The organism is Anaerolineae bacterium (assembly GCA_016931895.1).
GTDB lineage: Bacteria > Chloroflexota > Anaerolineae > 4572-78 > J111 > JAFGNV01.
This window is the reverse complement of record JAFGDY010000012.1, coordinates 1-24,632: the sequence shown is the minus strand read 5'-3', so window position 1 is coordinate 24,632 and position 24,632 is coordinate 1. Positions and strand designations below refer to the sequence as shown.

At 54.1% G+C, this 24,632-nt stretch carries 13 protein-coding genes; 10 read left to right on the top strand and 3 right to left on the bottom strand.

All coding sequences use genetic code 11. The features are described from left to right. Positions 1 to 38 precede the first annotated feature (38 nt). The 3 genes from JW953_01065 to JW953_01055 all read right to left on the bottom strand — a co-directional run bounded on the left by JW953_01065 (position 39) and on the right by JW953_01055 (position 5,607). On the bottom strand, positions 39 to 3,353 hold the full coding sequence (locus JW953_01065) for an efflux RND transporter permease subunit (GenBank protein MBN1991265.1): 3,315 nt from the start codon (positions 3,351 to 3,353) through the stop codon (positions 39 to 41). 142 nt (positions 3,354 to 3,495) lie between these two features. Then, the gene (locus tag JW953_01060) at positions 3,496 to 4,899 is read right to left on the bottom strand and encodes an efflux RND transporter periplasmic adaptor subunit (GenBank protein ID MBN1991264.1); all 1,404 of its coding nucleotides are present in this window, start codon (positions 4,897 to 4,899) and stop codon (positions 3,496 to 3,498) included. A gap of 153 nt (positions 4,900 to 5,052) precedes the next feature. Continuing rightward, positions 5,053 to 5,607, bottom strand: coding sequence for a MarR family transcriptional regulator (locus JW953_01055; GenBank protein MBN1991263.1), 555 nt, complete (start codon positions 5,605 to 5,607; stop codon positions 5,053 to 5,055). A gap of 258 nt (positions 5,608 to 5,865) precedes the next feature. Between JW953_01055 and JW953_01050 the strand changes: the two genes are divergently transcribed. The 10 genes from JW953_01050 to JW953_01005 all read left to right on the top strand — a co-directional run bounded on the left by JW953_01050 (position 5,866) and on the right by JW953_01005 (position 24,537). Next, on the top strand, positions 5,866 to 9,078 hold the full coding sequence (locus JW953_01050; GenBank protein MBN1991262.1) for a PAS domain S-box protein: 3,213 nt from the start codon (positions 5,866 to 5,868) through the stop codon (positions 9,076 to 9,078). A 29-nt stretch (positions 9,079 to 9,107) separates the two neighbouring features. Further along, complete coding sequence (locus JW953_01045; protein MBN1991261.1) at positions 9,108 to 9,485, top strand: response regulator; 378 nt, start codon at positions 9,108 to 9,110, stop codon at positions 9,483 to 9,485. A 31-nt stretch (positions 9,486 to 9,516) separates the two neighbouring features. Continuing rightward, the gene (locus JW953_01040; GenBank protein ID MBN1991260.1) at positions 9,517 to 12,066 is read left to right on the top strand and encodes a response regulator; all 2,550 of its coding nucleotides are present in this window, start codon (positions 9,517 to 9,519) and stop codon (positions 12,064 to 12,066) included. Positions 12,067 to 12,080: 14 nt separating this feature from the next. After that, the gene (locus JW953_01035; GenBank protein MBN1991259.1) at positions 12,081 to 13,217 is read left to right on the top strand and encodes an ABC transporter substrate-binding protein; all 1,137 of its coding nucleotides are present in this window, start codon (positions 12,081 to 12,083) and stop codon (positions 13,215 to 13,217) included. Continuing rightward, positions 13,214 to 15,709, top strand: coding sequence for a PAS domain S-box protein (locus tag JW953_01030; GenBank protein ID MBN1991258.1), 2,496 nt, complete (start codon positions 13,214 to 13,216; stop codon positions 15,707 to 15,709). The genes JW953_01035 and JW953_01030 overlap by 4 nt, the downstream gene beginning before the upstream one ends. Further along, on the top strand, positions 15,696 to 16,115 hold the full coding sequence (locus JW953_01025; GenBank protein ID MBN1991257.1) for a response regulator: 420 nt from the start codon (positions 15,696 to 15,698) through the stop codon (positions 16,113 to 16,115). Before JW953_01030 ends, JW953_01025 begins: the two co-directional genes overlap by 14 nt. A gap of 4 nt (positions 16,116 to 16,119) precedes the next feature. Beyond that, a complete protein-coding gene (locus tag JW953_01020) occupies positions 16,120 to 18,300 on the top strand; it encodes a response regulator (GenBank protein ID MBN1991256.1) in 2,181 nt (726 codons plus the stop codon). Between the two features lie 114 nt (positions 18,301 to 18,414). Next, positions 18,415 to 22,110 (top strand): protein kinase, encoded by a 3,696-nt coding sequence (locus JW953_01015; protein MBN1991255.1) that lies wholly within the window; start codon positions 18,415 to 18,417, stop codon positions 22,108 to 22,110. Between the two features lie 90 nt (positions 22,111 to 22,200). After that, on the top strand, positions 22,201 to 23,229 hold the full coding sequence (locus JW953_01010) for a universal stress protein (GenBank protein MBN1991254.1): 1,029 nt from the start codon (positions 22,201 to 22,203) through the stop codon (positions 23,227 to 23,229). A 342-nt stretch (positions 23,230 to 23,571) separates the two neighbouring features. Continuing rightward, the gene (locus JW953_01005) at positions 23,572 to 24,537 is read left to right on the top strand and encodes a substrate-binding domain-containing protein (GenBank protein MBN1991253.1); all 966 of its coding nucleotides are present in this window, start codon (positions 23,572 to 23,574) and stop codon (positions 24,535 to 24,537) included. The last annotated feature ends 95 nt before the right edge of the window (positions 24,538 to 24,632 follow it).

The following is a 24,632-nucleotide window of genomic DNA, read 5'->3' as shown; positions in this document are numbered from 1 at the left end:
AAGGCCCTGAAAGTTTTAACGCTCTTGGGCCTTCAGCACTACGCTGCATCAGGATCGGTTTCCGGGGACTTAAGGGTCATCGCCGAACCGGGCTGCGGTGACGGGCGCGATTTGGGCGCGGGTTTGGGCGGCCGATCAACAATCAGGGGCGGCTCTTCGCCCGGCTCTCCCAACCCAAAGATGGCTCTGAAGGCCCGGCTGACCAGCCCCCCGCCCCAGTCAAAGAAATTGTAAACCACCGGCACCAGGATCAGGGTTAATAAAGTGGAAGAAATAGAACCGCCAATCACCACTGCGGCCAGCGGGGCCCGGATTTCTGCCCCGGCGCCTGCGCCCAGTAAAAGCGGCATCAGGGCAAAAACCAGGGTCAGGGTGGTCATCAACACGGCCCGGAGCCGCATCCGCCCGGCCTGAACCAGGGCTACCCGGCGTTCCAAACCTTGCTCCTCGCGCAGCAAGTTGGTAAAGTCAACCACCAGAATGGCGTTTTTGGTAACCACGCCGGTGAGCAACACAATGCCCAACAACGACAAGATGTTGAGCGTGTTGCCGGTGAGCCACAACCCGCCAATGGCCCCTACCAACGTGACCGGCAGAGAAAACATAATGGCCAGCGGCTGCAACCAACTCTGGTAAAGGGCCACCAGGAGCATATAAACCAGAACAATGGCCAGGGCAATGGCGGAATACAAATCGGAAAATGACTCGCGTTGAATTTCGGACATGCCCACAAACTTAAAGCCATAACCTACCGGAAATTGAACCTGTTGGTTAATGGCCGCCTCAATATTATTGGTCACATCACCAGAGGCGTATCCACCCCCTACCCCGCTGCCAACCGTTAAAACTCGCTGGCGATTGGCGCGGGTAATCCGGGCCGGGGCCAAACTATTTTCCACATTTACCACCCGGTCAAGAACAATAGGCTGTCCGTTTGCGTAACTCAGGGGTATTTGCAGGAGTTGGTCAAGATTGGCCCGGCCAGATTCATCCAGGCGCATAGTCAGGTCTATTTCGGTATCCCCCGCGGGTTTGTATTTGCCCACCTGGCTGCCGCTCAGGGCCGTCCGCAGGGCGCCGGCCACCTGGGCCGGCGAGAGGCCCAAACTCTGGGCCATATCGCGGTCAACTTCCAGCCGGTTTTCCGGCGTGCGGGCGGCATCGGTATTTTTCACATCAACGGCGCCGGGAACGGTTTTCATTACCGCTTCCACCTGGTCGGCCAATTCAATCAATTTGGCCGGATCATCGCCAAAAAGGCGCACTTCAATGGCGCTGTCGCCGCCTCCCCCACCCATCATTGAGGTGAGAGATACGGATACAATGGCTTCGGGAATTTTATTGAGCAACGGCCGGAGTTGGTCCACCACGTTGGTGGTGCTGCGGTCGCGCAACGTCAGGTCAACCAGTTTGAGGCTGACCGCGGCCTGGTTGGAGGCTCTGGACCCGCCCGTAAAACCGCCGCCGCCGCCGCCGCCTACCCTGGTGAGAACAGAAGACGTTTCAGGCACTTCGCTTAAAACCATGTTCTCTACCTGCCGGGCCACCTGGTCGGTGGCGGCCAGGGTAGTGCCCGGCGGCATTTCAATATTTATTTGCAGCTGGCCGTCATCCTGTTGGGGAAAGAACTCCGCGCCCACATAACCGCCAAACACCAAATAAACGCCGCCCACCAGGGCCGCAACGGCGATGGCTACAGCCAACAACTGCGTAAGCGGGTTCCACAAGAAGAAACGAAGCGTCAGGGCGTAGAAGTCGGCCAACAAATTAAAGCCTTTTTCCCAGAGGTAAATAAACCCATGCCAAATCCAGGCCACCGGGCTGAAAATAAGGCTAAAAACTTTACGCAATCCTGTCGGCGGTGGGCCGGGTTGGCTTTCGTCCTTTAGCAAAAATCCGGCTAACATGGGGGTCAGGGTAAAGGCGATAAACAGAGAAAACAGGGCCGCCGCCGCAATTGTAATTCCGTAAGAGAAGAAAAATTGCCCCACAATGCCCGACATAAAGGCGACCGGCAGGTAAACTACCACGTCTACCAGGGTAATAGTAATGGCGGCAAAACCAATTTCGCGGCGACCGTCCAGGGCGGCCTGCTTGCGCGGTTTCTTGAATTCGGTCAGGTGGCGGTCAATGTTTTCAATCACCACAATGGAGTCGTCCACCAGAATACCGATCACCAGAGTTAAAGCCAGCAGGGTCAACTGGTTCAGGCTAAAACCCAAGGCCCACATCACCAGAAAGGTGCTGATAATAGAAGTAGGAATGGCCAGCAGCACAATAAAGGTGCTGCGGATAGTGTGCAAAAAAACCAGCATCACCAGGCCCGTAATCAAGACGGCCAGGATCAAGTCTTCAATCACGGCATTTACGGCTTCCCGGATGAATTCGGAATTGTCGTTGACCACCAGCAGTTGCGCCCCGGCCGGCAAATCCTGATTGACTTCTTCAACCACTTTACGTAAATTATCGGCAACCTCTACCGTATTGGCATCGCTGGATTTGATGGCGCTGATGCTCACCGCATCAAGGCCATTGTAGCGCAAGATGTTATCTTGGTCTTTCAGGCCGGTTTTCACTGTAGCAATATCACGCAGGTAAACTTTGCCCACGCCCAACGACGAGCCGCCGCCCGAACCACCCTGCCCGGATGATCTGCTCTGGTCCATAACCACAATATTTTCAATTTCTGCCAGGCTGGTAAACTCGCCCACGGAACGGACGGTGGTTTTCCACCGCCCCGCTTCCAGCGATCCGGCGGGGAAGGTGATGTTATTGGCGGCCAGGGCCTGTTGCACTACACTCAAGGGTAGATTATAGGCCGCCAATTTGGCGGAATCAACATAAACTTGCACCTCACGCTCGCGGCCGCCGCCGATGCTGATTGAAGCCACGCCCGGGACGGCCTGAAACCGCGGCTTTAAATCTTGCTCCGCCATTTCATAGAGCGCGCTCTGACTCTGCGGCCCGTTCAACGACATTACCAGAATGGGAAAAGCGTTAATATCCGCTTTAACCACACTGGGGTCTTCGGCTTCGGCGGGTAATTGCACGCTGGCTATCTGGCGTTCCACGTCAATGGCGGCCTGATCCCCGTCGGTATCTTCGGTGAACTGGATGATGACCAGCCCTACCCCCTCGCTTGATTGGGAGGTAAGTTCGTCTATGCCGGAGATAGTGGCTACGGCATCTTCAATGGGCTTAACCACCAATTCTTCAATATCCTCCGGCGAAGCGCCGGGGAAAACCGTGACCACCGTGACCACCGGAAAGTCAACATCCGGCATCAGGTCGAGCTGAAGAAACGTATAAGCGCGATAGCCCATCACCACCAGGGCCAGGATGATCATGAGCATCGTTAAGGGCCTACGCAGAGATAATCTTGTTAGTCCCATAAGTTTTGTCCTTTGGCGTGATAAATGAGAAGTAAGAAGTGAGAAGTGAAAAATGAGAAATAAGAAATAAGATTAACCTTCTAATTTCTAATTCCTACATTTCCTATAACCTGTTTACCGTTTCAACTTTGGCTCCATCGGTTAAATTGGACTGTCCGGCGGTGACCACGGTTTCGCCTGCTGCCAGGCCGGAGAGGATTTCCACGTAGCCGTCGCTGGTCAGGCCGAGGGTAACGGGACGTAATTCAGCCACGTTTCCCTTAATCACATACACCGCATCCTGGCCGTTTACCTCGGTAACGGCATCCAGCGGCACCAGCAGGGTGTTTTGCCTTTCGTCAATCAGAATGGAAAGATTGGCAAACATGCCGCTACGGAGCCGTCCCTCTTCATCCAGGGGAGTTATTTTGACCTCAAAGGTATGGCTATTTTTATCGGCCACCGGGGCAATGCTGCTGACCACCGCCGGAAAATTCTGGCCGGGATAGGCAGCCACTTGCAAGGCCGCGCTCTGGCCTTGGGCTACCTGAGCAATACGCGATTCTTCTACGCCTACGGCCAGCTCTACCTCATTGGACACTTCCAGGGCCACCGGGGCCTGCGGGCCAATGGAACTTCCCTCGGTGATGTACAGTTCGGCAATGATGCCGGCAAAAGGCGCTTCAATGGTGGTTTCGTCTAACTGGAGATTGGCCAGTTCTACGGCGGCTTCAGCCTGCTCAATCCCCACCCCGGCAATTTCAAAATCTATGTCGCGGAAGGGTTGTTTGGCCAGCGTAACGGCCAGTTCTGCCTGCACCACCTGGGCCATGAGCGGGGCCAGTTGGGCGTCGCCGGGGGTTGTTTGCAGGTTGTAAGCGGCCAGGGCAGTTTCATAGGCCACGGTGGCCTGTTCCAGGGCCAACGCTTGCGGCATCATACCCACATTACCGGCCCAGGCAATCTTATCGTACTCAGCCTGCGCCAAACGCAGCGCCGCCTGGGCGCTGGCCAGGTTAGCCGCCGCGGTGGTGCGCTCGTTGTCGCTGATGGTGGCCACATCGTCTAAGGCGGCGCGGGCCAATTGTAAGGCTGCTTCGGCTACGGCAATCTCTTCGGGGCGCGCGCCCATTTTCATTTTGGCCAGTTGTAACTTGGCCGTGGTCAGGGCGGCCTGGGCTTGCCTAAGTTGAATAACATACAGGTCTCTTTCCAGCGTCACCAGGGGGGCGCCAGACTGCACCTGGTCGCCTACTTCCACCAACACAGTTTCAACGCGGCCAGACGCGCCGGGCATAATTTTGACTTCATCCTTGGCCGCCAGGTTGCCGGTGTAAGAGAAAACCAAAGCAATATCGCCGGTTTCGGCGGTAGACACTTCAACCGGGGTAATTTGCTCCGGGGTAGGCGTTGGCGCAACGGCCTGGGCCGCGCTAGAGGTTGAACTGCACGCCGCCGTAAACAGGCTCACGCTTAAGAGCAAAATAAAAGAAATAACTGAAAGGGGATTTTTAGGGAGTCTTTTCATCAACAATACCCTCCAAAATTATAGGTTTGGTGGATTCAAATTTTGGTTTGGCCGGTAGATCTAATTTTTTATACGACACAAGTACTCATAAGTTTTAAAATCTATCAGGTGAGAGTCAAAAAGTGATTATCACCTTTTTCTCTCTAAAAAGTACTATGGACTCTTTCCATCCTCTAATTTAGCATAATGAATAGGATCACTGACAAACCGGCGCAATTTTTCAATTTCAGCGTCCCATTCGTCGGCGGCCAATGATTTGTATCGGCCCACGTGCATCCGCAGTTTGTGGGTAAAAAGTTGTTCAAGCATGGCCAGTTCATCGTCGGACAGCCTGGCATAGCCCGTGAGCGCGTCTTGCACCATTTCTGCGTTGATGCGCTTGACCAAGTTCATCCCGGCCGGGGTGGCTTCTACCAGCACTATTCGCCGGTCTACCTCGCTGCGGCTGCGTTGCACCAATTCCATTTTGACCAGCCGGTCAATAATGCCGGTCATAGTGGGCGGGTCTTGAAAGGTAACGTTGGTCAAGTCTCGCATAGGGCAAGCCTGCTGATGGGCGGCCAAGGAGGCCAGCGTGATATATTGGGGAAAGGTCAAGCCAAAGGGTTGCAATAAATGCGTGAGTTGCCGCAGGGCCACCCACATGAGGTAATGAAATGAGTCTTTGATGGCGCGAATGCGTTCTTCTCTGGAAATGGAGATGGTCATAAACAAAGTGGAATTTGGGAATATATTTATAGCTACAAATAGTTAGCGTTAAAAAATATTTGCTCAAGTAATAAAGACCAGGAAAATATACTCAAGATAAAACGTTTGTCAAATTTTAGCGACTGACATTTCATCAGGCAGTAGCCTGCTGGGTTATGCCATAAAATGGTGTTATATTGGGCAAAGATGCGGTATAATATTCTATATTATCATTTCTCAAAAACGCGCCGATAATCCGGGCAGGTCAGGAGTAGATGAATGAATGTAACCGCTGAAAATCCGGCCAATGAGGCTAAAGAACAAACCATCTTGATCATTGAAGATGATCCGCTCAGTCTAAAAAGCACCGCCCGTTATCTGGAAGATATGGGCTGCAAAGTTTTGATGGCCCGCAGCGGGGAAAATGGGCTTGAGCGGGCCAGGCTGGGCCGACCTGATCTTATTCTGCTAGACATTCTAATGCCGGGGATAGATGGTTTTGAAACATGCCGGCGACTGAAAGAAAATCCGGACCTGCAAGATATTCCGGTGATTTTTATGACCGGCCTGACCGAGGAGGAGTATAAGCTCAAAGGGTTTCAGGTAGGAGCCGTTGATTATATCACCAAACCGCTCCAGGTTGAAGAAGCATCGGCCCGGATTCGCACCCATTTACGGTTGCGAGAACTCACCGAACAACTGGAACAAAAAGTTATCGAGCGAACCCAAGCCCTGGCTACGGCCAATCAGCAGTTACAGCAGGAGATTGCCGAGCGCAAGCAAATTGAAGAAGCCTTGCAGAGTGAAAAGGCTCTGCTAGATGCCCTCCTGGATAACATCCCCGACAGTATTTATTTTAAGGACTGGAAATGCCGGTTGACCAGGGTCAACCGCAAAATGTTGCAAGACCTGAACCTGGGCGATATGAGTCAAGCCATCGGTAAAACGGATGTAGAACTATTTGGAGAAGAGTTTGGCCGCAAAACCCTGGCCGAAGACCGGCAGCTTATAGAAACCGGCCAGCCGATCACGGCCCTGATCGAGAGCAGGCCCCTGGAAAATGGGCAAATCAACTGGACCTTGACCACCAAAGCCCCTATCCGGAACACGGCGGGCCAGATTATTGGCCTGGTAGGCGTGACCCGTGAAATCAATGAACTCATCCAAACCCAGGAACACCTGCGCGAGAGCGAGGAAAAATTTCGCCACATCATCGAGTCTATCCCCATGGGAATGCACATGTATCAATTAGAGCCTGACGGCAGGCTGGTTTTTACCGGGGCCAACCCGGCCGCCGACAAAATTTTGGGCGTGGACAACGGCCAATTTATCGGCAAAACCATTGAAGAGGCCTTTCCCCACCTTACTGAAACAGAAGTCCCAGAAAAATATCGCCTGGCCGCCGCCGAGGGTCAGACCTGGCACACCCGTCAAATCACCTACCAGGATCGGCAAATTAGCGGCATATTTGAAGTGTATGCCTTCCAGACTGCGCCGGGAAAAATGGCAACCACCTTTTTAGACATCACCGCGCGCAAACAGGCCGAAGCAGAACGCGACCGTTTATTCAATCTATCCATAGACCTGTTAGGCGTGGCCGGATTTGACGGCTTTCTGAAACAGGTCAATCCGGCCTGGGTAAAAACCCTGGGCTGGACAGAAGAAGAACTATTGAGCAAACCGTGGCTTGACTTTGTCCATCCTGAAGACCATCAAGCTACCATTGCCACCGGGGAACAACTGGCGGCCGGTCAGGCGGTCATCACGTTTGAAAATCGGTACCGCTGCAAAGATGGCTCTTACCGTTGGTTTTCGTGGAACTCGTTTCCTCTGCCAGACCAGAATCTTATTTTTGGCGTCACTCGCGACGTAACCGCCCAGAAGCAGGCCGAAAAAGCGCTGCGGGAATCTGAAGAGATGTTACGCCTGATCTTCGACAATGCCTTTGACGGCATCAGCGTGCATGCAGAATTCCCAGAAAGCGACACCCGCGCCCTGATAGATTGTAATGCCCGTTACGCCCAAATTGCCGGGCGCAGCAAACAGGAACTCTTGGAGATTGGCAATACGCTATTGGTGCAGCGGGCCAGTGGCAACGGCCTCGACTTGAGTCGGCGAGATTTTATAGACTTGATGCAAACAAGGGGGGCTTTTAAAGGAACTTTCTCCTGGCTGCGGCCTGATGGCCGGGAAAATATAGTTGAATATACGGCGGTTCAGGTGAAAAGAGGGGATAGGCTGCTCACCATCGGCATTGATCGGGAGATTACCGAACGCGTACAGGCCGAAGCTGAAATTTTGCGGTTGCAGCACCTGCTGCAAAATATCACCGACTCCATGCCCTCGGCCCTGATCACCCTGGACCCCGCCGGACGAGTTTTAACCTGGAATCCGGCCGCCGAAATTCTGACCGGACAAAAGGCCGGCCAGATGCAGGGCCAATCACTCTGGCAAACATGCCCGGAACTGGAACAATACCGCCAAATCTTTGAGCAAGTCATCAACCAAGGCCGCGTGGCGCATCTGCACCGGGAACAACTTCTCTCTGAAGCCGGAACCAGCTATAGGGACGTGAGCGTTTTTCCTCTTGAGGCCAACGATATTGAAGGGGCGGTGCTGCGTATTGACGACGTTACCCAGCGGGTGCAACTGGAGGAGATAATGTTACAGTCGGCCAAAATGGCCAGTGTGGGCGGCCTGGCCGCAGGCGTGGCCCACGAAATCAACAATCCCCTGGGGGCCATGATCCAGAGCGCCCAGATGTTGCAACTGGCCTTTGATCCCAACCGGCCTCGCACCCGCGAATCGCTGCAAGAATATGGCGTTGACCCCGAGGGACTGGCGCGTTATCTGCAAGAACGCGGCCTGCTGGAATACCTGGACGGTATCCGCAACACCGGCGCACGGGCGGCCAAAATTGTGGCCGATCTTCTCAGCTTCTCCCGCAAAACCTCTTCTGCGGCTGCGCCCCATCACCTGAACAGGCTGGTAGAACAAACCCTGGCCCTGGCCGCCGCCGATTATGACTTAAAGAAAAAGTATGATTTTCGCCACGTTGAGATTATTTTAGAACTGGCAACCGACCTGCCGGAAATTATTTGTGATGGACAGCAGATTCAACAGGTGATTCTCAATTTGGTGCGGAACGCCGCCCAGGCTATGGCCAGGGCAAGAGAAGAAAAAAGAGAGGAGAGGGGGCGTTTGACCTTACGCACGTTGTATCGGGCCGAAATTAAAAACCGGAAATCAGAAACCCAAAATCGCGGGTGGGTCAGATTGGAAATAGAAGACAACGGGCCGGGCATACCGGAAGAGATGCAAGAAAGACTCTTTGAACCGTTTTTTACCACCAAAGAGGTGGGCGAAGGCACGGGCCTGGGCCTGTGGCTATGCTGGACCATTGTGGTTGAGCGCCACCAGGGACAACTTTTTATTGAACCGGCGACTGAAGGCGGCACGCGCTTTGTGGTAGAATTACCAATATCGGGCTAAGGCTCTATTATTTTTGTAAGGAGGGTATTATGGCCAGCAAACGCATTTTGGTGGTAGACGACGAGCGGTTGACCCGTATCTCCCTGGCCGATTTTTTGCGAGAAGCAGGTTACGAGACGGTTGCGGCCAGCAACGGCCAAACAGCCCTGCAACTCCAGCAAGAACACAGTTTTGACGTGTGTATTGTAGATATCCGCATGCCTGGCCCGGATGGCGTTGAAACCATTCTCGCGCTCCACCGGGTTGCGCCCGGCACCCGTTTTATTATCTATACCGGCTCCCTACAATTTACGCTGCCGTTGTCCTTAGAAGAGCTGGGGTTATCAGAAGGCCACATTGTGCGCAAACCTGTGCTCGACATGCAAATTTTTGTAACCTTCATCGAACAAACCTCATTGAACAAATGAGCCTATCCTAAAAAATCAGGAGAATCAATTTATGGCCAAAAAAACGGAATCTACTCGCTCGCCGGCGCACGAGCAAGCCACCCGCGAACACATTTTGATCATAGACGATGAACCCCTCATCCGGCGCACCCTGGCCGATTACCTGGCCGAATGTGGCTATAAAACCTTCACCGCGCCCGACGGAGCCGAGGGCCTGAAGCAGGCCCGCTCCCAACGGTTCCACATGATCTTGGTAGATTTGCGCATGCCGCGGGTGGATGGGCTAAAAGTGATCACGGCCCTCAAGGCGGAACAACCCGAACTGCCCTTAATTGTTGTCTCCGGCACCGGCGTATTAAGCGATGCCATCGAAGCCATCCGCCAGGGCGCGTGGGATTACGTAACCAAACCCATTCAGGATATGGCCGAAATTGCCGTGGTGGTGGAACGGGTGTTGGAAAGAGCGCGGTTGAGGGCTGAGCGCGACCGTTACCAACGTGAATTGGAACAACTCAACCGTTCGCTGGAGGCCGAGGTAGCCCGCCAGGTAAAAGACTTGCGGGCGCAAAACCGTGAACTGCATGCGCTCAACCGCGTCTCCGAAGCCATCAGCGCGCCCCTGGACCTGGACAGCATGCTCGACCGGGCGATTGAGGCCGCCATAGCCGCCCTTGAGGCCGACGGCGGCGTAGTCTGGCTGCTCAACCCCACCACCGGCCAATTGAGCATTGTGGCCCTGCGCGGCTTGCCTGAACCCCTGGCCAAGTCGGCCCGGTCTATTCCCCTGGGAGAGGGTATCATCGGCCAGGTGGCCCAGAGGGGGCAACCTCATCGCGGCGAGGATTTTGCCAACGACCCCTGGCTGACCAAACTGGCGGCTAAGAGTGGATTTCATTCATGTTTATGTGTGCCCTTGAAAGCAGGGGACGAAACAGATCGCCAACAGCCGGTGGTAGGCGCCCTGGGCATCGCCTTGCGGGCCAGGCGCAACTTTAACCAACACGAAGTTGAGTTGATGGCTACCATTGGCAACCAAATTGGCGTGGCGGTTACCCGCGCCCAATACGCCGCCGACCTGAAACAGGCCAATGTGCAATTGGAACAACTGCTGGCCCAAATTCAAGCCCAGGCCCGGCAAGTCCAACAAATTGTAGACACGGTCCCGGAAGGCGTTCTCTTTTTGAATACCCAGGGCAAAATCATTCTGGCCAACCCGGTAGCCGTCAATAATCTGGCTGTTTTGGGAGACGCCAAGCCGGGCGATGCTCTTACTCATCTGGGCAACCGTTCGCTAACAGAACTCCTCTCCGCTCCCCCCAAAGGGTTATGGCACGCTGTTACCGTGGAAAACGGCTCCTTTGAAGTTATCGCGCGCGCCCTTGAAACCGACTCCGATCCTGGCGGCTGGGTGCTGGTTATCCGCGACGTAACCCAGGAACGCGAAATTGAGCGGCGCGTCCAGCAGCAAGAAAGGTTGGCCACCGTCGGCCAACTGGCCGCCGGTATTGCTCACGATTTTAACAACCTGCTTACCGTTATCACCGGCTATAGTGAAATTTTGTTACAACATCACGCCGACCCGGCAGACCCGCAACACACCGACCTGGAACAGATTTACAAAGCCGGTAAACGCGCCTCAGCGTTGACCCGCAAATTGCTGGTCTTTAGCCGCCAGCAAATGATCCAGGCGGAGGTCATAGACCTTAATATTGTGATCACCGAAATGAACGAATTGCTCCGGCGTTTGATCAGTGAAAACATTGAGCTGGTCACCTCGCTTGAGCCAATGTTAGGCCGGGTAAAAACCGACCCGGGCCAAATTGAGCAAATCATTATGAACCTGGCGGTCAACGCCCGCGATGCCATGCCCCAGGGCAGCAAATTGACCATTGAGACCACCAATGTTGATCTGGACGAGGAGACGGCCGGCCAGCACCTTGACTTGAAACCAGGTCCATACGTGCTGCTCTCGGTGAGCGACACCGGCATCGGGATGGACCGGAAGACTCTATCGCACATTTTTGAACCTTTTTTTACCACCAAAGAATATGGCCGGGGCACCGGGCTGGGCCTATCTATTGTTTATGGCGTGGTGCAGCAGAGCGAGGGACACATCACTGTTACCAGCCAGCCAGGGCAGGGCACTACGTTTCAAATCTATCTGCCCCGCCATAAAGAAACCATAGAGTCGGCCGGCCAAGGACGGGCTGCCGCTGCTCCCTCGCGCGGCACAGAAACAATCCTGCTGGTAGAGGATGATGAAATGGTTCGGGAATTGACGCAGTATGCCTTGCATCAAGATGGCTACCGGGTGTTGGTGGCCCGGCACGGCCGGGAGGCGCTCAAAATTGTCCAAGAACACGCCGGCCCAATCCATTTACTCCTCACCGACATCGTCATGCCCGGCGGTTTGAGCGGACACGACCTGGCCGAACAGATAACGGCCATTTATCCAGAGACAAAAGTGCTCTATATGTCTGGTTACGCTACCGATGCCATTTTTCAGCCCGACATCTTGGCTTCAGAGATAGCTTTTCTCCAGAAACCGTTTATGCCCAGCACCCTGGCGCGTAAGGTGCGGGAGGCCTTGGAGTCCGCTTAGTGAGGAGAGGCAAGATGAAACAAACCCTATCCCAAATCCAGGCCAAATTTGGCCCAAAAGAAATTATCAATGCCGGGGTTGGGCTGGCAGTGATAGCCTTGCTGGCTCTATTTTTTATACTGTGGAAGGGAGAAAAAACCATCAAAATAGGGGCTATTCTCTCGCTGTCCGGTTCAACCATGTATGTGGGCGAGGAAACCAGGGATGGCATGCTGTTGGCCGTTGACCAGATCAATACCTGGGGTGGGGTTAACGGCCAGAAGATAGAATTGATTATTGCAGACAGCCAAGCAGACCCACTAAAAGGTGAAGCAGCGTTCAATACCATAGAAGCAACCCACCACCCCATTTTGTATGCTTCAACGTTGAGTGGGGTGAGTATTGCTTTGGCCCCCCTGGCCCAAAAAAATCAGGTGGTGCTGATCGGTTTGGCTACCACCGCCCCGGAATTTACCCGGCAAAACGAATGGGTGTTCCGGTATTTTTCCACCGCCAGAGATGAAGTTCCCCCTATTTTAGCCATTTTGGCCGAGTTGAGGGTCAAAAATTTAGGCGTTATCTATATTGATGACGCTTTCGGGCGCTCCTTTTTTGTCTTAGCCCGTGCGGAATTTGAAAAAGCCGGCGGCGTTGTTAGCGGGGAGTCTTTTGACGGCCAAAGCCTTAACTTCCAAAAACAGCTCGCCCGGCTCAAAAATACCGAGGCCATCTATGTGGCCGTGAATCCCGGCCACCTGGAAAGCCTGTTCAAACAAGTGCAGGAGGCGGGCTACAACGGGCCTATCCTGGCGGCGGGAAACGCCAGCGTGCCTGCGGTCAGAAGCCTGCCGGAGGCAAACGGCGTTTATGTGGTTGCGCCCATCATTTACGCGCCAGATTTTCTCTATGCCCGGGAAGTCAGCGAAAAGTACGAGGCCAAATATGGCAAACCCTTTAATCATTATGCGGCGGGCGGTTATGACCTCATCAAGTTGCTTGCCGGTCTGCTGGAAGGTAAAGAGATTTCAAGAGAGCAAGTGAAAAAGCTGTTGGAACAAGGGTTTACTTATCCAGGCGTTTTTGGCGAACTCAATGTTGCCCCCGGCGAACACGAGATAGGCTTTCCCTTCCATCCGGCCCAGATTGTCAACGGCGAGGTTAAGTACCGATGAGCAGGAGACGGATAGGCATAGGCGTCAGATTAACGGCGGGGTTTACGCTGGTGGTGGTGCTGCTGGCGGCCCTGGCCTTGTATGCGGTGTGGGTGAGCCAAGAAGCTTTACAGGCATCTGTGGGCAGAGGGTCTGTTTTTTTGGCCGATGAAATGTTAAAAGGAATAGACCATAACCTTTATTTCCGGCTTGAGGAGCTGCAAAAATACACTCAAGATTTAACCTTGCAAAAAGTAGTGGCCGGGTCGAACCGGGAATTTGATCAGCTCAAGGATGCGCAGGCATATATCACAGAAAAGGATCAAGCATGGACCGCCGCCCCGGTCCAAACTGTCACCCCTTTTATGCAAGCCCTCCTAAACAATGAATTATCAGCCGAGTTAAACGCCGTATTTATTAAAATGTATGAGAAAAAATATGGCTACGCCATTTTTGACGAAATATTGGTGACCAACAAATATGGCGCAAATGTGGCCCAAACCGGCAAAACTTCTGATTACAGGCAGGACGATGAAGAATGGTGGCAGAAGGCCCAAGAACAAGATTTTTATGTGAGCAACATGGAGTACGACGAAAGTACGGGCACGTATGGGATCAGTATGGCCGTTAGCATTGACGATGACGGGGGAAACCGGTTGGGCGTGATCAAAGCGGTGGTGCCGGTAGGCGGCATTGCCAGGGAAGCCGAATTTGCCGCCAGAAAATACGAAACCGCCGAGATTGAATTACTGACCCAGGATGGCCGCAGAATTTACGCCACCAAACCGTTTAGATTTTTGGAGGATATATCTGATAAAACATTTTTTAAAAGGATAGAGGCTGAGAGCGGTTTTTTTGTGGTTGAGGAGGCCGGCCGGGAAAAGCTGTTTGCCTACACTTCCTCCAGGGGATATCGAGAGTTTGCCGGACTGCCTTGGGTGCTGGTGGTAGACTATGATGTGGAAGAGGTTTTAAAACCAATTTTTGGCTTAAGAAACAACATTCTCATTGCCTCTGCGGTGTTGATTATTATCAGTATCGTCATTGCCTTGTCCGTTTCCCGGTCCATTGCCAGGCCCATTGTCAAATTCAGGCATGCGGCTGAAGATATTGCCCGGGGCCAGTTGGGCATTCAAATTGATCCTCAACTGCTGGCGGTCAATAATGAAATCGGCGACCTGGCCCGCTCTTTTACCACAATGGCCCAATCGCTGGCCCAACGCCAACAAGAAGTAACCGAACGGACCAGACAATTAGAAGTTTCGCAAGAGGCGCTGCGGGAGAGCGAAGAAAAAATTCGCAAAATATTCCTCTCCTCGCCCGATGCCATTATCGTTTCCGATTTAACCGGCCATATCACGGCCTGCAACCAGGCCGCCTTAAATGAATTTGGTTTTACCACCGAAAAAGACCTTATTGGCCAAAACGGGCTGGACCTGGTGGCTCCCCAGGACAGGCGCCAGGCCGGAAAAAATATCCAAAAAACCCTCAAACAGGGCACGCGGGGGGAGAGTCAATACACCCTTATCACCAAAAATGGTCGCCAATTCCCGGCCGAAGTCTCCAGCAGCGCCATCCTGGATGCGAAAGGTCAACCGGTATCTTTTGTGATTATCATGAAAGATATTAGCCGGCGCAAGCGAGCCGAAGAGGAGCTAATACAATACCGCGATCACCTGGAAGAATTGGTCGCCGCGCGGACCGCCGAACTGAACGAACGGGTGACAGAAATTGAGCAACTTAACAACGCTATGACCAAACTGCTGGCAGACCTGCAAACAACCAACCGCAATCTGGAGCGGACTGCCCGCAAATTGCAGGTAGCCAACCAGGAATTGGAAGATTTTGCCTATGTGGTTTCGCACGATTTAAAAGCGCCGCTGCGGGCCATTACCCAATTGGCCGATTGGATTTCAGCAGACTATAAAGAAACGCTGGATAAAGAGGGGCAAGAGATGCTGCAATTGCTAAACCACCGCACCCGGCGGATGCACAACCTCATTGAAGACATTCTGCAATATTCGCGGGTGGGTCGCCTGGCAGAAAAAGAAAGAAAGATTGATCTTAACCAACTGGTGCGAGAAGTTGTTGAAATGTTAGCCCCGCCGGAGCATATCCGGGTAACGCTTGAAAACAAGTTGCCCCTTGTGGTTGGTGAACCAACCCGGCTGGAGCAGGTTTTTCAAAACTTGCTGGCCAACGCCATTAAATTTATTGACAAGCCAGAAGGCCAGATTAGAATTAACTGTGTAGCGCAAGCTGCCGGCTGGACCTTTAGCATTGCCGACAACGGCCCCGGCATTGAAGAAAAATACTACCCCAAAATCTTTCAAGTGTTTCAAACCCTGGCCCCCCGTGACGACCCCGAAAGCACCGGCATTGGGCTGGCCCTGGTCAAAAAAATCATTGAGGCCTGGGGGGGCAAGATTTGGGTTGAATCGGAAATTGGCCGGGGGAGCGCTTTCTTTTTTACTTTTCCCCAGAAAGAGGCAAACAACCTTGAGAAACACTAAACCCATTCTACTTGTGGAAGACGACCAGGTAGACGCCATGATCGTCAAACGAGCCTTGCAGGAAATCAAAGTAAGCAATCGCCTTTACCTGGCCGGCGACGGCGAGGAAGCCCTGCATCTACTACAAGCGCCGAACCAGGAAAAGCCGGGCCTGATTCTGTTGGATTTGAACATGCCCCGCATGAACGGCATCGAGTTCCTGGGCCTGGTCAAACAAGACAAAACGCTCAAAAGAATTCCGGTCGTCGTGCTAACCTCATCCGGTGAGGTGCAAGATAAGATAGACAGTTTCAATCTGGGCGCAGCCGGGTATTTACTCAAGCCCATTGAGTATAAACAATTTGTAGAGATGGTCCGCACCCTTGACGCCTATTGGACCTTGAGCGAACTGCCGCCCGAGGGGTAAAGCAATGGAAGAAAGAATTAAAATTTTGCTGCTTGAAGATGACCAGGTTGACCGGATGGCCTTTGAGCGTTTGGTGAAACAGGAGCAGCTGCCTTACGACTACGTGCTGGCCACTTCCGTGTCAGAAGCCAGGCAGGCTTTGCAGGCCAACCACTTTGACGCAGTGCTGGTTGACTATTTGCTTGGCGACGGCACCGCCTTTGACCTGTTTGCCGACATGGGCGACACGCCTTTTGTTATTGTCACCGGCAGCGGCGACGAAGCCATTGCCGTGGAGGCCATGAAAGCCGGCGCCCTGGATTATCTGACCAAAGACCCCCAGGGAAATTACCTCAAAACCCTGCCGGTTACGGTAGAAAACGTCATCCGCCACAAACAGGCCGAAGCAGAGCTGAAACAATACCGAGAACATCTGGAAGAGTTGGTGACCGAACGCACCGCGCAATTGGCTGAAGCCAATAAACAGCTTGCCGCCGAAATTGCCGAACGCAACCGAACCGAAGAAGAAGTGCAGCGCCGCAACCGCGAACTGACTCTGCTCAACCGGGTCATCGCTGCTTCAACCGCCAGCCTGGAACCGGACACCGTTCTGCAAACGGTTTGCCGTGAGCTGGCCGCAGCCTTTGACGTGCCCCGGGTGGCGGCCACGCTTTTCAACCCGGAGAAAACCGAAGGGAAAGTGATTGCCGAATATTCTACCAGGGACGAATCAACCACCGTCGGCCAAATTGTGCCGGTAAAAAATAACGGTCTATTCCAAAACCTGCTGGCCCACAAAACGCCTTTAACAGTGGATGACGCCCAAAACGACCCACAGTTAGTGTTGGCGCATCACCTGATGTGCCAGCGCGGCACAGTGTCCTTGCTCCTGTTGCCCCTTACCAATAAACAAGAGATCATTGGGAGTTTGTGCCTGAATACCACCGAGCCGCGCCACTTCACCGCTGAAGAAATTAACCTGGCCCGGAGCGTGGCCGAGCAGGTATCGGGGGTATTGGTCCGCGCCCAATTGGTCCAGGAACATCGCCAGTTGGAGGAGCAATTGCGGCAAGCGCAAAAAATGGAAGCCATTGGCCGGCTGGCCGGAGGCATGGCCCACGACTTTAATAATTTGCTGACCGTTATCACCGGCTACAGCGAACTGCTGCTGCATCGCCATATTGAGCGCCATGATCCGCGCTACAAAGACATTGAGCAAATCTTTAAGGCGGGCGAACGAGCCACCGCCTTGACTCGCCAATTGCTGGCCTTTAGCCGCCAGCAGGTCATTCAACCGGAGATATTGGACCTCAACGCCATTATCACCGACACCAACGAAATGCTCCGCCGCCTGATCAGCGAGGATATAGACCTGATCACTATTCTGGACCCAACCCTGGGCCACATCAAAGCCGACGCTAACCAAATTGAGTCCATCATTCTCAACCTGGCCGTCAATGCCTACGACGCCATGCCTCACGGCGGCAAATTGACCATCAAAACAAGCAATCTTAAACTCGGTGCCGGCAGCGCAGACAAGCCCATCGGCCTGGAGCCTGGCCGGTATGTGCTGCTGACCGTCAGCGATACCGGCATTGGCATGGACGCCGAAACCCTTTCGCACATCTTTGAACCTTTTTTTACCACCAAAGCAAAGGGCAAAGGCACGGGGTTGGGGCTGGCTACCGTTTACGGCATTGTGCAGCAAAATAAGGGGGGCCTTTCCGTTTCCAGCCAGCCGGGGCGTGGCGCCACCTTTCAAATCTACCTGCCCCAGATTGAGCCGGTCAAACCCTTAGCCGGGGCAGAACCGGGTTTGAGCAAACCCTTACGCGGCACAGAGACCATTCTGCTGGTAGAGGATGAAGATATGGTCAGAGAATTGGCCCGGTACGCTTTAGTTCAAAACGGCTACCGCGTGCTTGAAGCCCGCCATGGCCGGGAAGCCCTGGAGGTTTGCCGGCAGCACGAGGGGCCGATTCATCTGCTCCTGACCGATGTGGTGATGCCCAGCGGGTTGAGCGGCCGCAACCTGGCCGAGCAATTGACGGCTTTATATCCAGAAACAAAGGTACTCTATATGTCGGGGTATGTAGACAAAGCCATTGTTCAACGCGGAGTATTGGATCCAAATATTGCTTTTTTGCCAAAACCGTTTTCGCCCGTGAGCCTGTCTCGCAAAGTAAGAGAAGTGCTTGATGCTTGACCATCATCGTCCAAGCCGCGGAACGGTAAGCAACAGACCATTGGGGTTTGCCTAGAATAGAGCAGGTGGGTAAAATCTACGCAAAATTCAATTTAGGATTAGAGACCGGGTATTATGTTCAAACGACCATCCAGAATGCCCTCAATGACCGCCGGTATCCTGCTCAATAACCGCTATCGCCTGGAAGAAGAACTGGGTGAAGGCGGAGCCGGTATTGTTTACCGAGCCACAGATGAAGAATTGGGGCGCACGGTAGCCATTAAACTGCTCACCGACCGGGGCGGCATGGCCGCCGATAAACTGAAACGCTTTCGCAGCGAGGCTCGCTCCGTGGCCCGCCTTAACCATCCCCACATCATCACCCTTTTTGATTACGCCGAAACCGAGGAGGGGTGGCCTTACCTGGTAATGGAATATATCCCCGGCCAGGACCTGTGGGCGCTTGATAACAGCTACAGCCCCGATTTGATGCCTTTTGCCGAATCCCTGCCCATCATAGACAGCATTCTGGCCGCCCTAGAATATTCCCACCGGCACGAGGTTATCCACCGCGACCTCAAACCCGAAAACGTAATGATTACGCCCGACAACCAGGTGAAAGTGATGGATTTTGGCCTGGCCCGGATCCAGGGCCAATCCCGCCTCACCCAAGACGGTCTGGTGGCCGGCACAGCTTCTTACCTGGCCCCCGAACTGGCCCTGGGTGAAGGCGGAGACCATCGGGTGGATTTATACGCGATGGGCGTGATCATGTATGAGTTGCTTACCGGACGCCGCCCTTTTTCCGGGGAGGACCCCCTGACCATCATCTCCCAACACATCCACGCGCCGGTAGTGCCGCCGCAACACTACAACCCCAACATTCCCGACGATCTGCAAGCCATCATTCTCAAATTGTTGGCCAAACAACCCCTCGAACGTTACGCCGCCGCCGCCGAAGTGCGCCAGGCTTTAGCCCCCGTCCTCACCCGCCTGCGGGGAGGCATGCTGGATGAAGAAACAGCCGGTTACCTGCCCAAACAGATGCTGGCCCTGGAAGCCACCGCCTCCCACCAAATTCTACTCGACCGGATTGCCCAGGGCAAAATGATAGGCCGCGATGATGAGTTAGCCGAACTTAAACGCCGTTGGGACCTGGCCCGTTTGGGCGAACCGGATATTGAGTCGTTGGCGTTGATTTCTGGTGAGGCGGGTATAGGTAAAAATCGTTTACTACGCGAATTACAAGTCTATGCCAACCTGCGTGATGGTTATATTTTGCATGGCATTGCCCGTGAGCAAGACATTGGCACGCCTTATGCCATTTTTGCCAACGCCCTGCGCAATTACGTGCGCGAGCAATCGGCCAATGTGTTGCGCCGCCAAACCCCCGACTTCATTGCCGGCGAGGTGGTCAAATTGGCCCCCCAACTGGCCGAAAAAATCGGCTACATTCCGGCCAATCCCCCCCTGGAACCGGAAGCCGAACGGGCCCGCCTGATGGAGCAGGTCAGTAAATTCATCTTGAATATGGCCCACGAACAACCTACTCTGCTGGTTTTAACCGACCTCCACTTTGCCGACGCCGGCAGCCTGGATATTTTGCAAACCCTCATCTGCCAGGCCACAGCCGTGCCGCTGCTCATTGCCGGCACGTACCAGGACGTGGGCTTGAGTTATGCTCATCCCATCAACCAACTCATTTCCACCCTGGAGTCAAACGAACTGCTCCACCGCCTGGCCCTGCGCCGATTATCGCCGGGGATGGTCAAACAAATGCTCGAAGCCCTGCTGGGCGACATTGTGAGCGAACAGTTCAGCCACTCCATCTACCGGGCCACCGAAGGCAATCCCCTCTTTATTGAAGAGGTTATCAAAAACCTGGCCACCGACGGCCAGCTTATCCTGCGCGAAGGTCACTGGGCCCAGCGCGATACCGGGGTGTTGCACGTGCCCGGCAGTATCAAGTCGGTGCTGGGGGGACGGCTGGAACGGGTTAAAAAACCCACCCTGGAATTGCTGCAACTGGCGGCGGTAATTGGCCGGGGCTTTAGCCTGGACCTGCTCGCCGAGGCCAGCGCCCTGGATGAAGAAACCATCCAGTGGGCCATCGAAGAAGCCCTGCGTTTCCAACTCATTGAAGTCAGCCAAATTTTTGATCGCCCCGCCCACCTGACAGACCGGGGGATCAACATTCACTATCAGTTTCAACACGCCTTGATCCGGGAAACGCTATACGAGGAACTGCGGCCCCTGCGCCGCCGCCAATTGCACCGCAAAGTAGCCGCGGCCATGGAACAATTGACCGCCGCCGAGGTGATTGAGCCTGCTCCGGCGGCGCTGGCCCATCATCTGATTGCCGGCGCTCAGGATGAAAAAGCCGTGCCCTATCTGTGCCGGGCCGGAGAGGCGGCCTACCGGGTTTACGCCAATGCCGAAGCCGTTGATTATTTTGAACAGGCCCAGGAGATTTTGGAAGATACGGCGCCAGACTTGAATAATGACGAATTGGAGGCCAATCTGGGCCAGCAATTTGAGTTGCTGCGCCACAGCCGGCAGATATTCAACTTTTTGGGCAATCGCAAACGCGAGTTGAATGTGCTGGAGAAGATGTTGGCTGTGGCCGAAGACATGGGCGACAAGCAGCGTTGGGTCGAGGCCATGTCGCGCCAGGCCACTTACCATTGGGAAGTGGGCAAACTCAACCAGGCCGAAAGCATCGCCCGGCAGGGGCTGAAGGTGGCCCAAGAAAACGGCGACCGGCGCGGCGAGCTATACTGCATGGAACAAATTGCGCGCGTTTTGTGGACCCGGCGTAACCCTAACAGTATGTCGTTTGCCGCCGAGGCCCTGATGATTGCCCAAGATTTGGGCGACCGCCGGCACGAAGGGCGGCTCAATGAATTGGTGGGACACATTTACAGCGATACCCTCAACGACCCGGAGCGAGCGGCCCTTTATTATGACCAGGCCCTTAAAATTTGCCGGGAAACCGGCAACCGGATCAATGAAACCTGGACCCTGTGGGGCATGGGCGGCCTGGCCTTACTGGTTGACGACTATACCAAAGCCATGCAGTATTATCAGCAGGCTAAAAAAATCTCCGAAAATATGGGCGCTTCGCTGCAAGTAGGATGGGACCTGTATCACATGGGCGATGCCTGGTATAACCTGGGCAATTACGGCCATGCCCTGGACCATTATCAGCAGGCGCAGGTTATCTTTAATACCTCCAACCACCAACGCGGCCAAATTTACGCCCTCATTTCCTTGGGGTTGGTGGCTATGGCCAACGCGCAACCCAACGAGGCCGGCACATTTCTGGAGCAAGCCTTACAACGCGCCGAAGAACGTAACGACCTGACCCTGATCCTCAGAAGTTACCAGGCATTAGCCACTTACTACCGGCTGCTGGGTGGGGAAGAAAACTTAACCAACGCGGTTCGCCTGAGCAACCGGATTATCAAGTTGACGGCTGAAGGAGGGCACTACGAGCATGAGCTTTTGGGCCATTATTTGCGCGGGGCCAGTTTTTACGAACTCAGAGACTTAACCGAAGCCCGCAAAAGCTCTAGCATTGCCGTTGACCGGCTGGAACAACTTACATATTTACATTCCCCCCAAATTTCAACCGCCGAGATTTATTTTGGCCATAACCGCATCTTAAACACCCTGGGCCAGGCCGGCCCGGCGCAAGTTTATCTGCAAAAAGCCTACGCCGAAACCATGCGCAAGGCCAATTTGATTGCCGACCCCCAGCAACGCCGCGACTTTCTCCATAACGTGCCCATTAACCGGACCATCGTCACCCAGGCCGGGCCGGAAAGATAACGCCACTTTTTGTCACAACTTTGTCACAACTTCATCACAGCCTTTGTCATCTTCCCCCATTATACTGGGAATAACACAGGTGGAGGTGAGATGATGAGGGTGGCAAATTCTCATTCAATCCAGTTTTTTACGCTCGACAATCTGGTGGTCAATCCCCGGCTGGCCCGGCGGTTGCCGCCGGCCCTGGCCTTTCAGTATCACGCCCTGCCGGTGGCCAAAGATAACGACCACATTACCGTGGCCATGGCCGATCCTACCGACAAGGCAGCCTATGCCGCTATCGCCACCGGCCTGGGCGCAGCGCCTTACGTAGTCCAGGCCGACCCGGTAGCCATAGATAGGCAATTGGCCGAAATTTGGGCGCAAGAAGTCCAGTTATCTTCTTTGCGCCTGTTGGTTTATCACCAAGATAGCCCCATTGCCGAAAAAATAACCGCCTACGCCCAATACCTGGGCCAACTGCTTCACGGCAAACTTGATTTCTTTCACATGCCCCAAAACGGCAAAGCCAACCTTAAAGATTTAGCCGAAAAAGCAAGCTGTAATCAAGACCTGGTTATTTTTGGCGAACCGGATCAATCGCTGACCCAACGTATTTTATCCGGCCCGGCCGGTTGCCGCGCCGCAGAGCAACTGCCCACCTCGGTGCTGGTGGCTCGGCAACCTCGTTGGCCGCTCAAAAACATCCTCCTGGTCACGCGGGGTTACGAAACAGACAACATGGCTGTAGATTGGCTCTTACGCCTGGCCCAACCCAGCAAGGCCATAGTCACCGTTTTGGCCCTGACGCCCGAAACGTCGGTTATGTATCAACAAGCTTCTACTTATATGCCGCACGGTTTGGCCGATTGGCTGGCCACAGATACGCCCCTGGGCCGGCAGTTGCGCCGGATCGCTCAACAATTGGCCAATTGGGAAGTTGTGGGGCAGTTACGGTTTCGGCAAGGCGCGCCTTGCCAACAAATTCAACGCGAAGTAGCTACAGGAGATTACGATTTAATTGTTCTGGCCGCCGACCCGGCCGATTGGTGGCTGCGCCGGCTATTGGGCGAAGTGGTCAACCCCCTTCTGGGCAAGGTGGAGCGGCCGGTGCTTATTGCCAAACCAACAACCACATAAATTTTGCTGTCGCTTAATCAATTTGGCTCATCCTGCCTGATGAGGCAGTACCGCCAATTGAGCGGGGGACCCAACTTGTGGGGTGTATCTCACCGTCGAGAGGGGGGCCTTCCTACCCTAACCCGTCAGCTAACCCCGTCAGCACCGGAAGGGACAGGTCTGCTATCCTGAGAAGAGACCGCAGAACTGTCTGTGGTCTTTTTATATCTTGACAAATCTGTCCCTGTGCAATAGCAGCACAGGGAAGGGGGGAGCTTGGGGGGAACTACCCCCCAAGCTCCCCGCCCCTTCGGGGAATTATTCGACCTATTGCACAGGTCGAAAAATCTGGAGGATTTAGAAATGAAAAAACTAATTTGGCTAATTACCCTGCTTACCATCTCTACCTGGCTCATTACCGGCTGTGGGCCGTCGTCAAGGGCTAACTCAGGGGGCGGGCCGGCAAACACCATTACCATTTCCGGGGCGTGGGCGCTTTATCCAATGATGATCCGCTGGAGCGAAGTCTATCAAGAAACCCATCCTCAGATTCGGTTCGATATTTCGGCCGGCGGCGCGGGCAAAGGCATGGCCGACGCGCTGGCCAACGCTGTAGACATTGGCATGGTTTCCCGGGAGATTTATCCCGAGGAAATTGACAAAGGGGCTTTCTGGATTGCGGTCACCAAAGACGCCGTTTTTCTGACCGTCAACGAAAAAAACCCGGTTTGGGATGATTTGCATCGCCAGGGTGTCACCCAAGAAACCCTCATCGGCATTTACATCACCGGCGAAATCACCACCTGGGGGCAAGTGGCGGGCCGGGCTGAAGTGACCGACCCCATTCATGTTTTCACTCGCTCAGATGCCGCCGGCGCGCCGGCAACCTGGGCCGAGTATCTGGGCGGCAAAAAACAGGAAGACCTGCTGGGGGTGGGCGTTTATGGCGACCCCGGTGTATTGGACGCGGTTATCAAAGACCCCCTGGGCATTGGCTTTAACAACCTCAATTACGCCTTTGATGCCGACACAGGCCAGCCCCTGGCCGGAGCGCGCGTTGCGCCGCTTGACGTTAACGCCAACGGCCAGGCTGAACCCGCCGAAATTTACGATACCAAAGAGCAGGCCATCCAGGCCGTAGCCGAAGAGAACTATCCTTCTCCCCCGGCCCGCGCCCTTAACCTGGTTTCAAACGGCCCTCCCCAGGGAGTGGTGAAGGAATTTATCATCTGGATTTTAACCGACGGCCAACAATACGTCAATGAAGTTGGTTACATTCCCTTAACTAACCAGCAGCTTGAGGCTGAACTCAAAAAGCTGGGCCAATGATTGTAATCATTCAGGTCATGTCATTAGTATGAGAAAAACGTGGTAATATAAAAAGACAGGACACGGCAGATCGATTGTCATTAGGTCTCAAGACC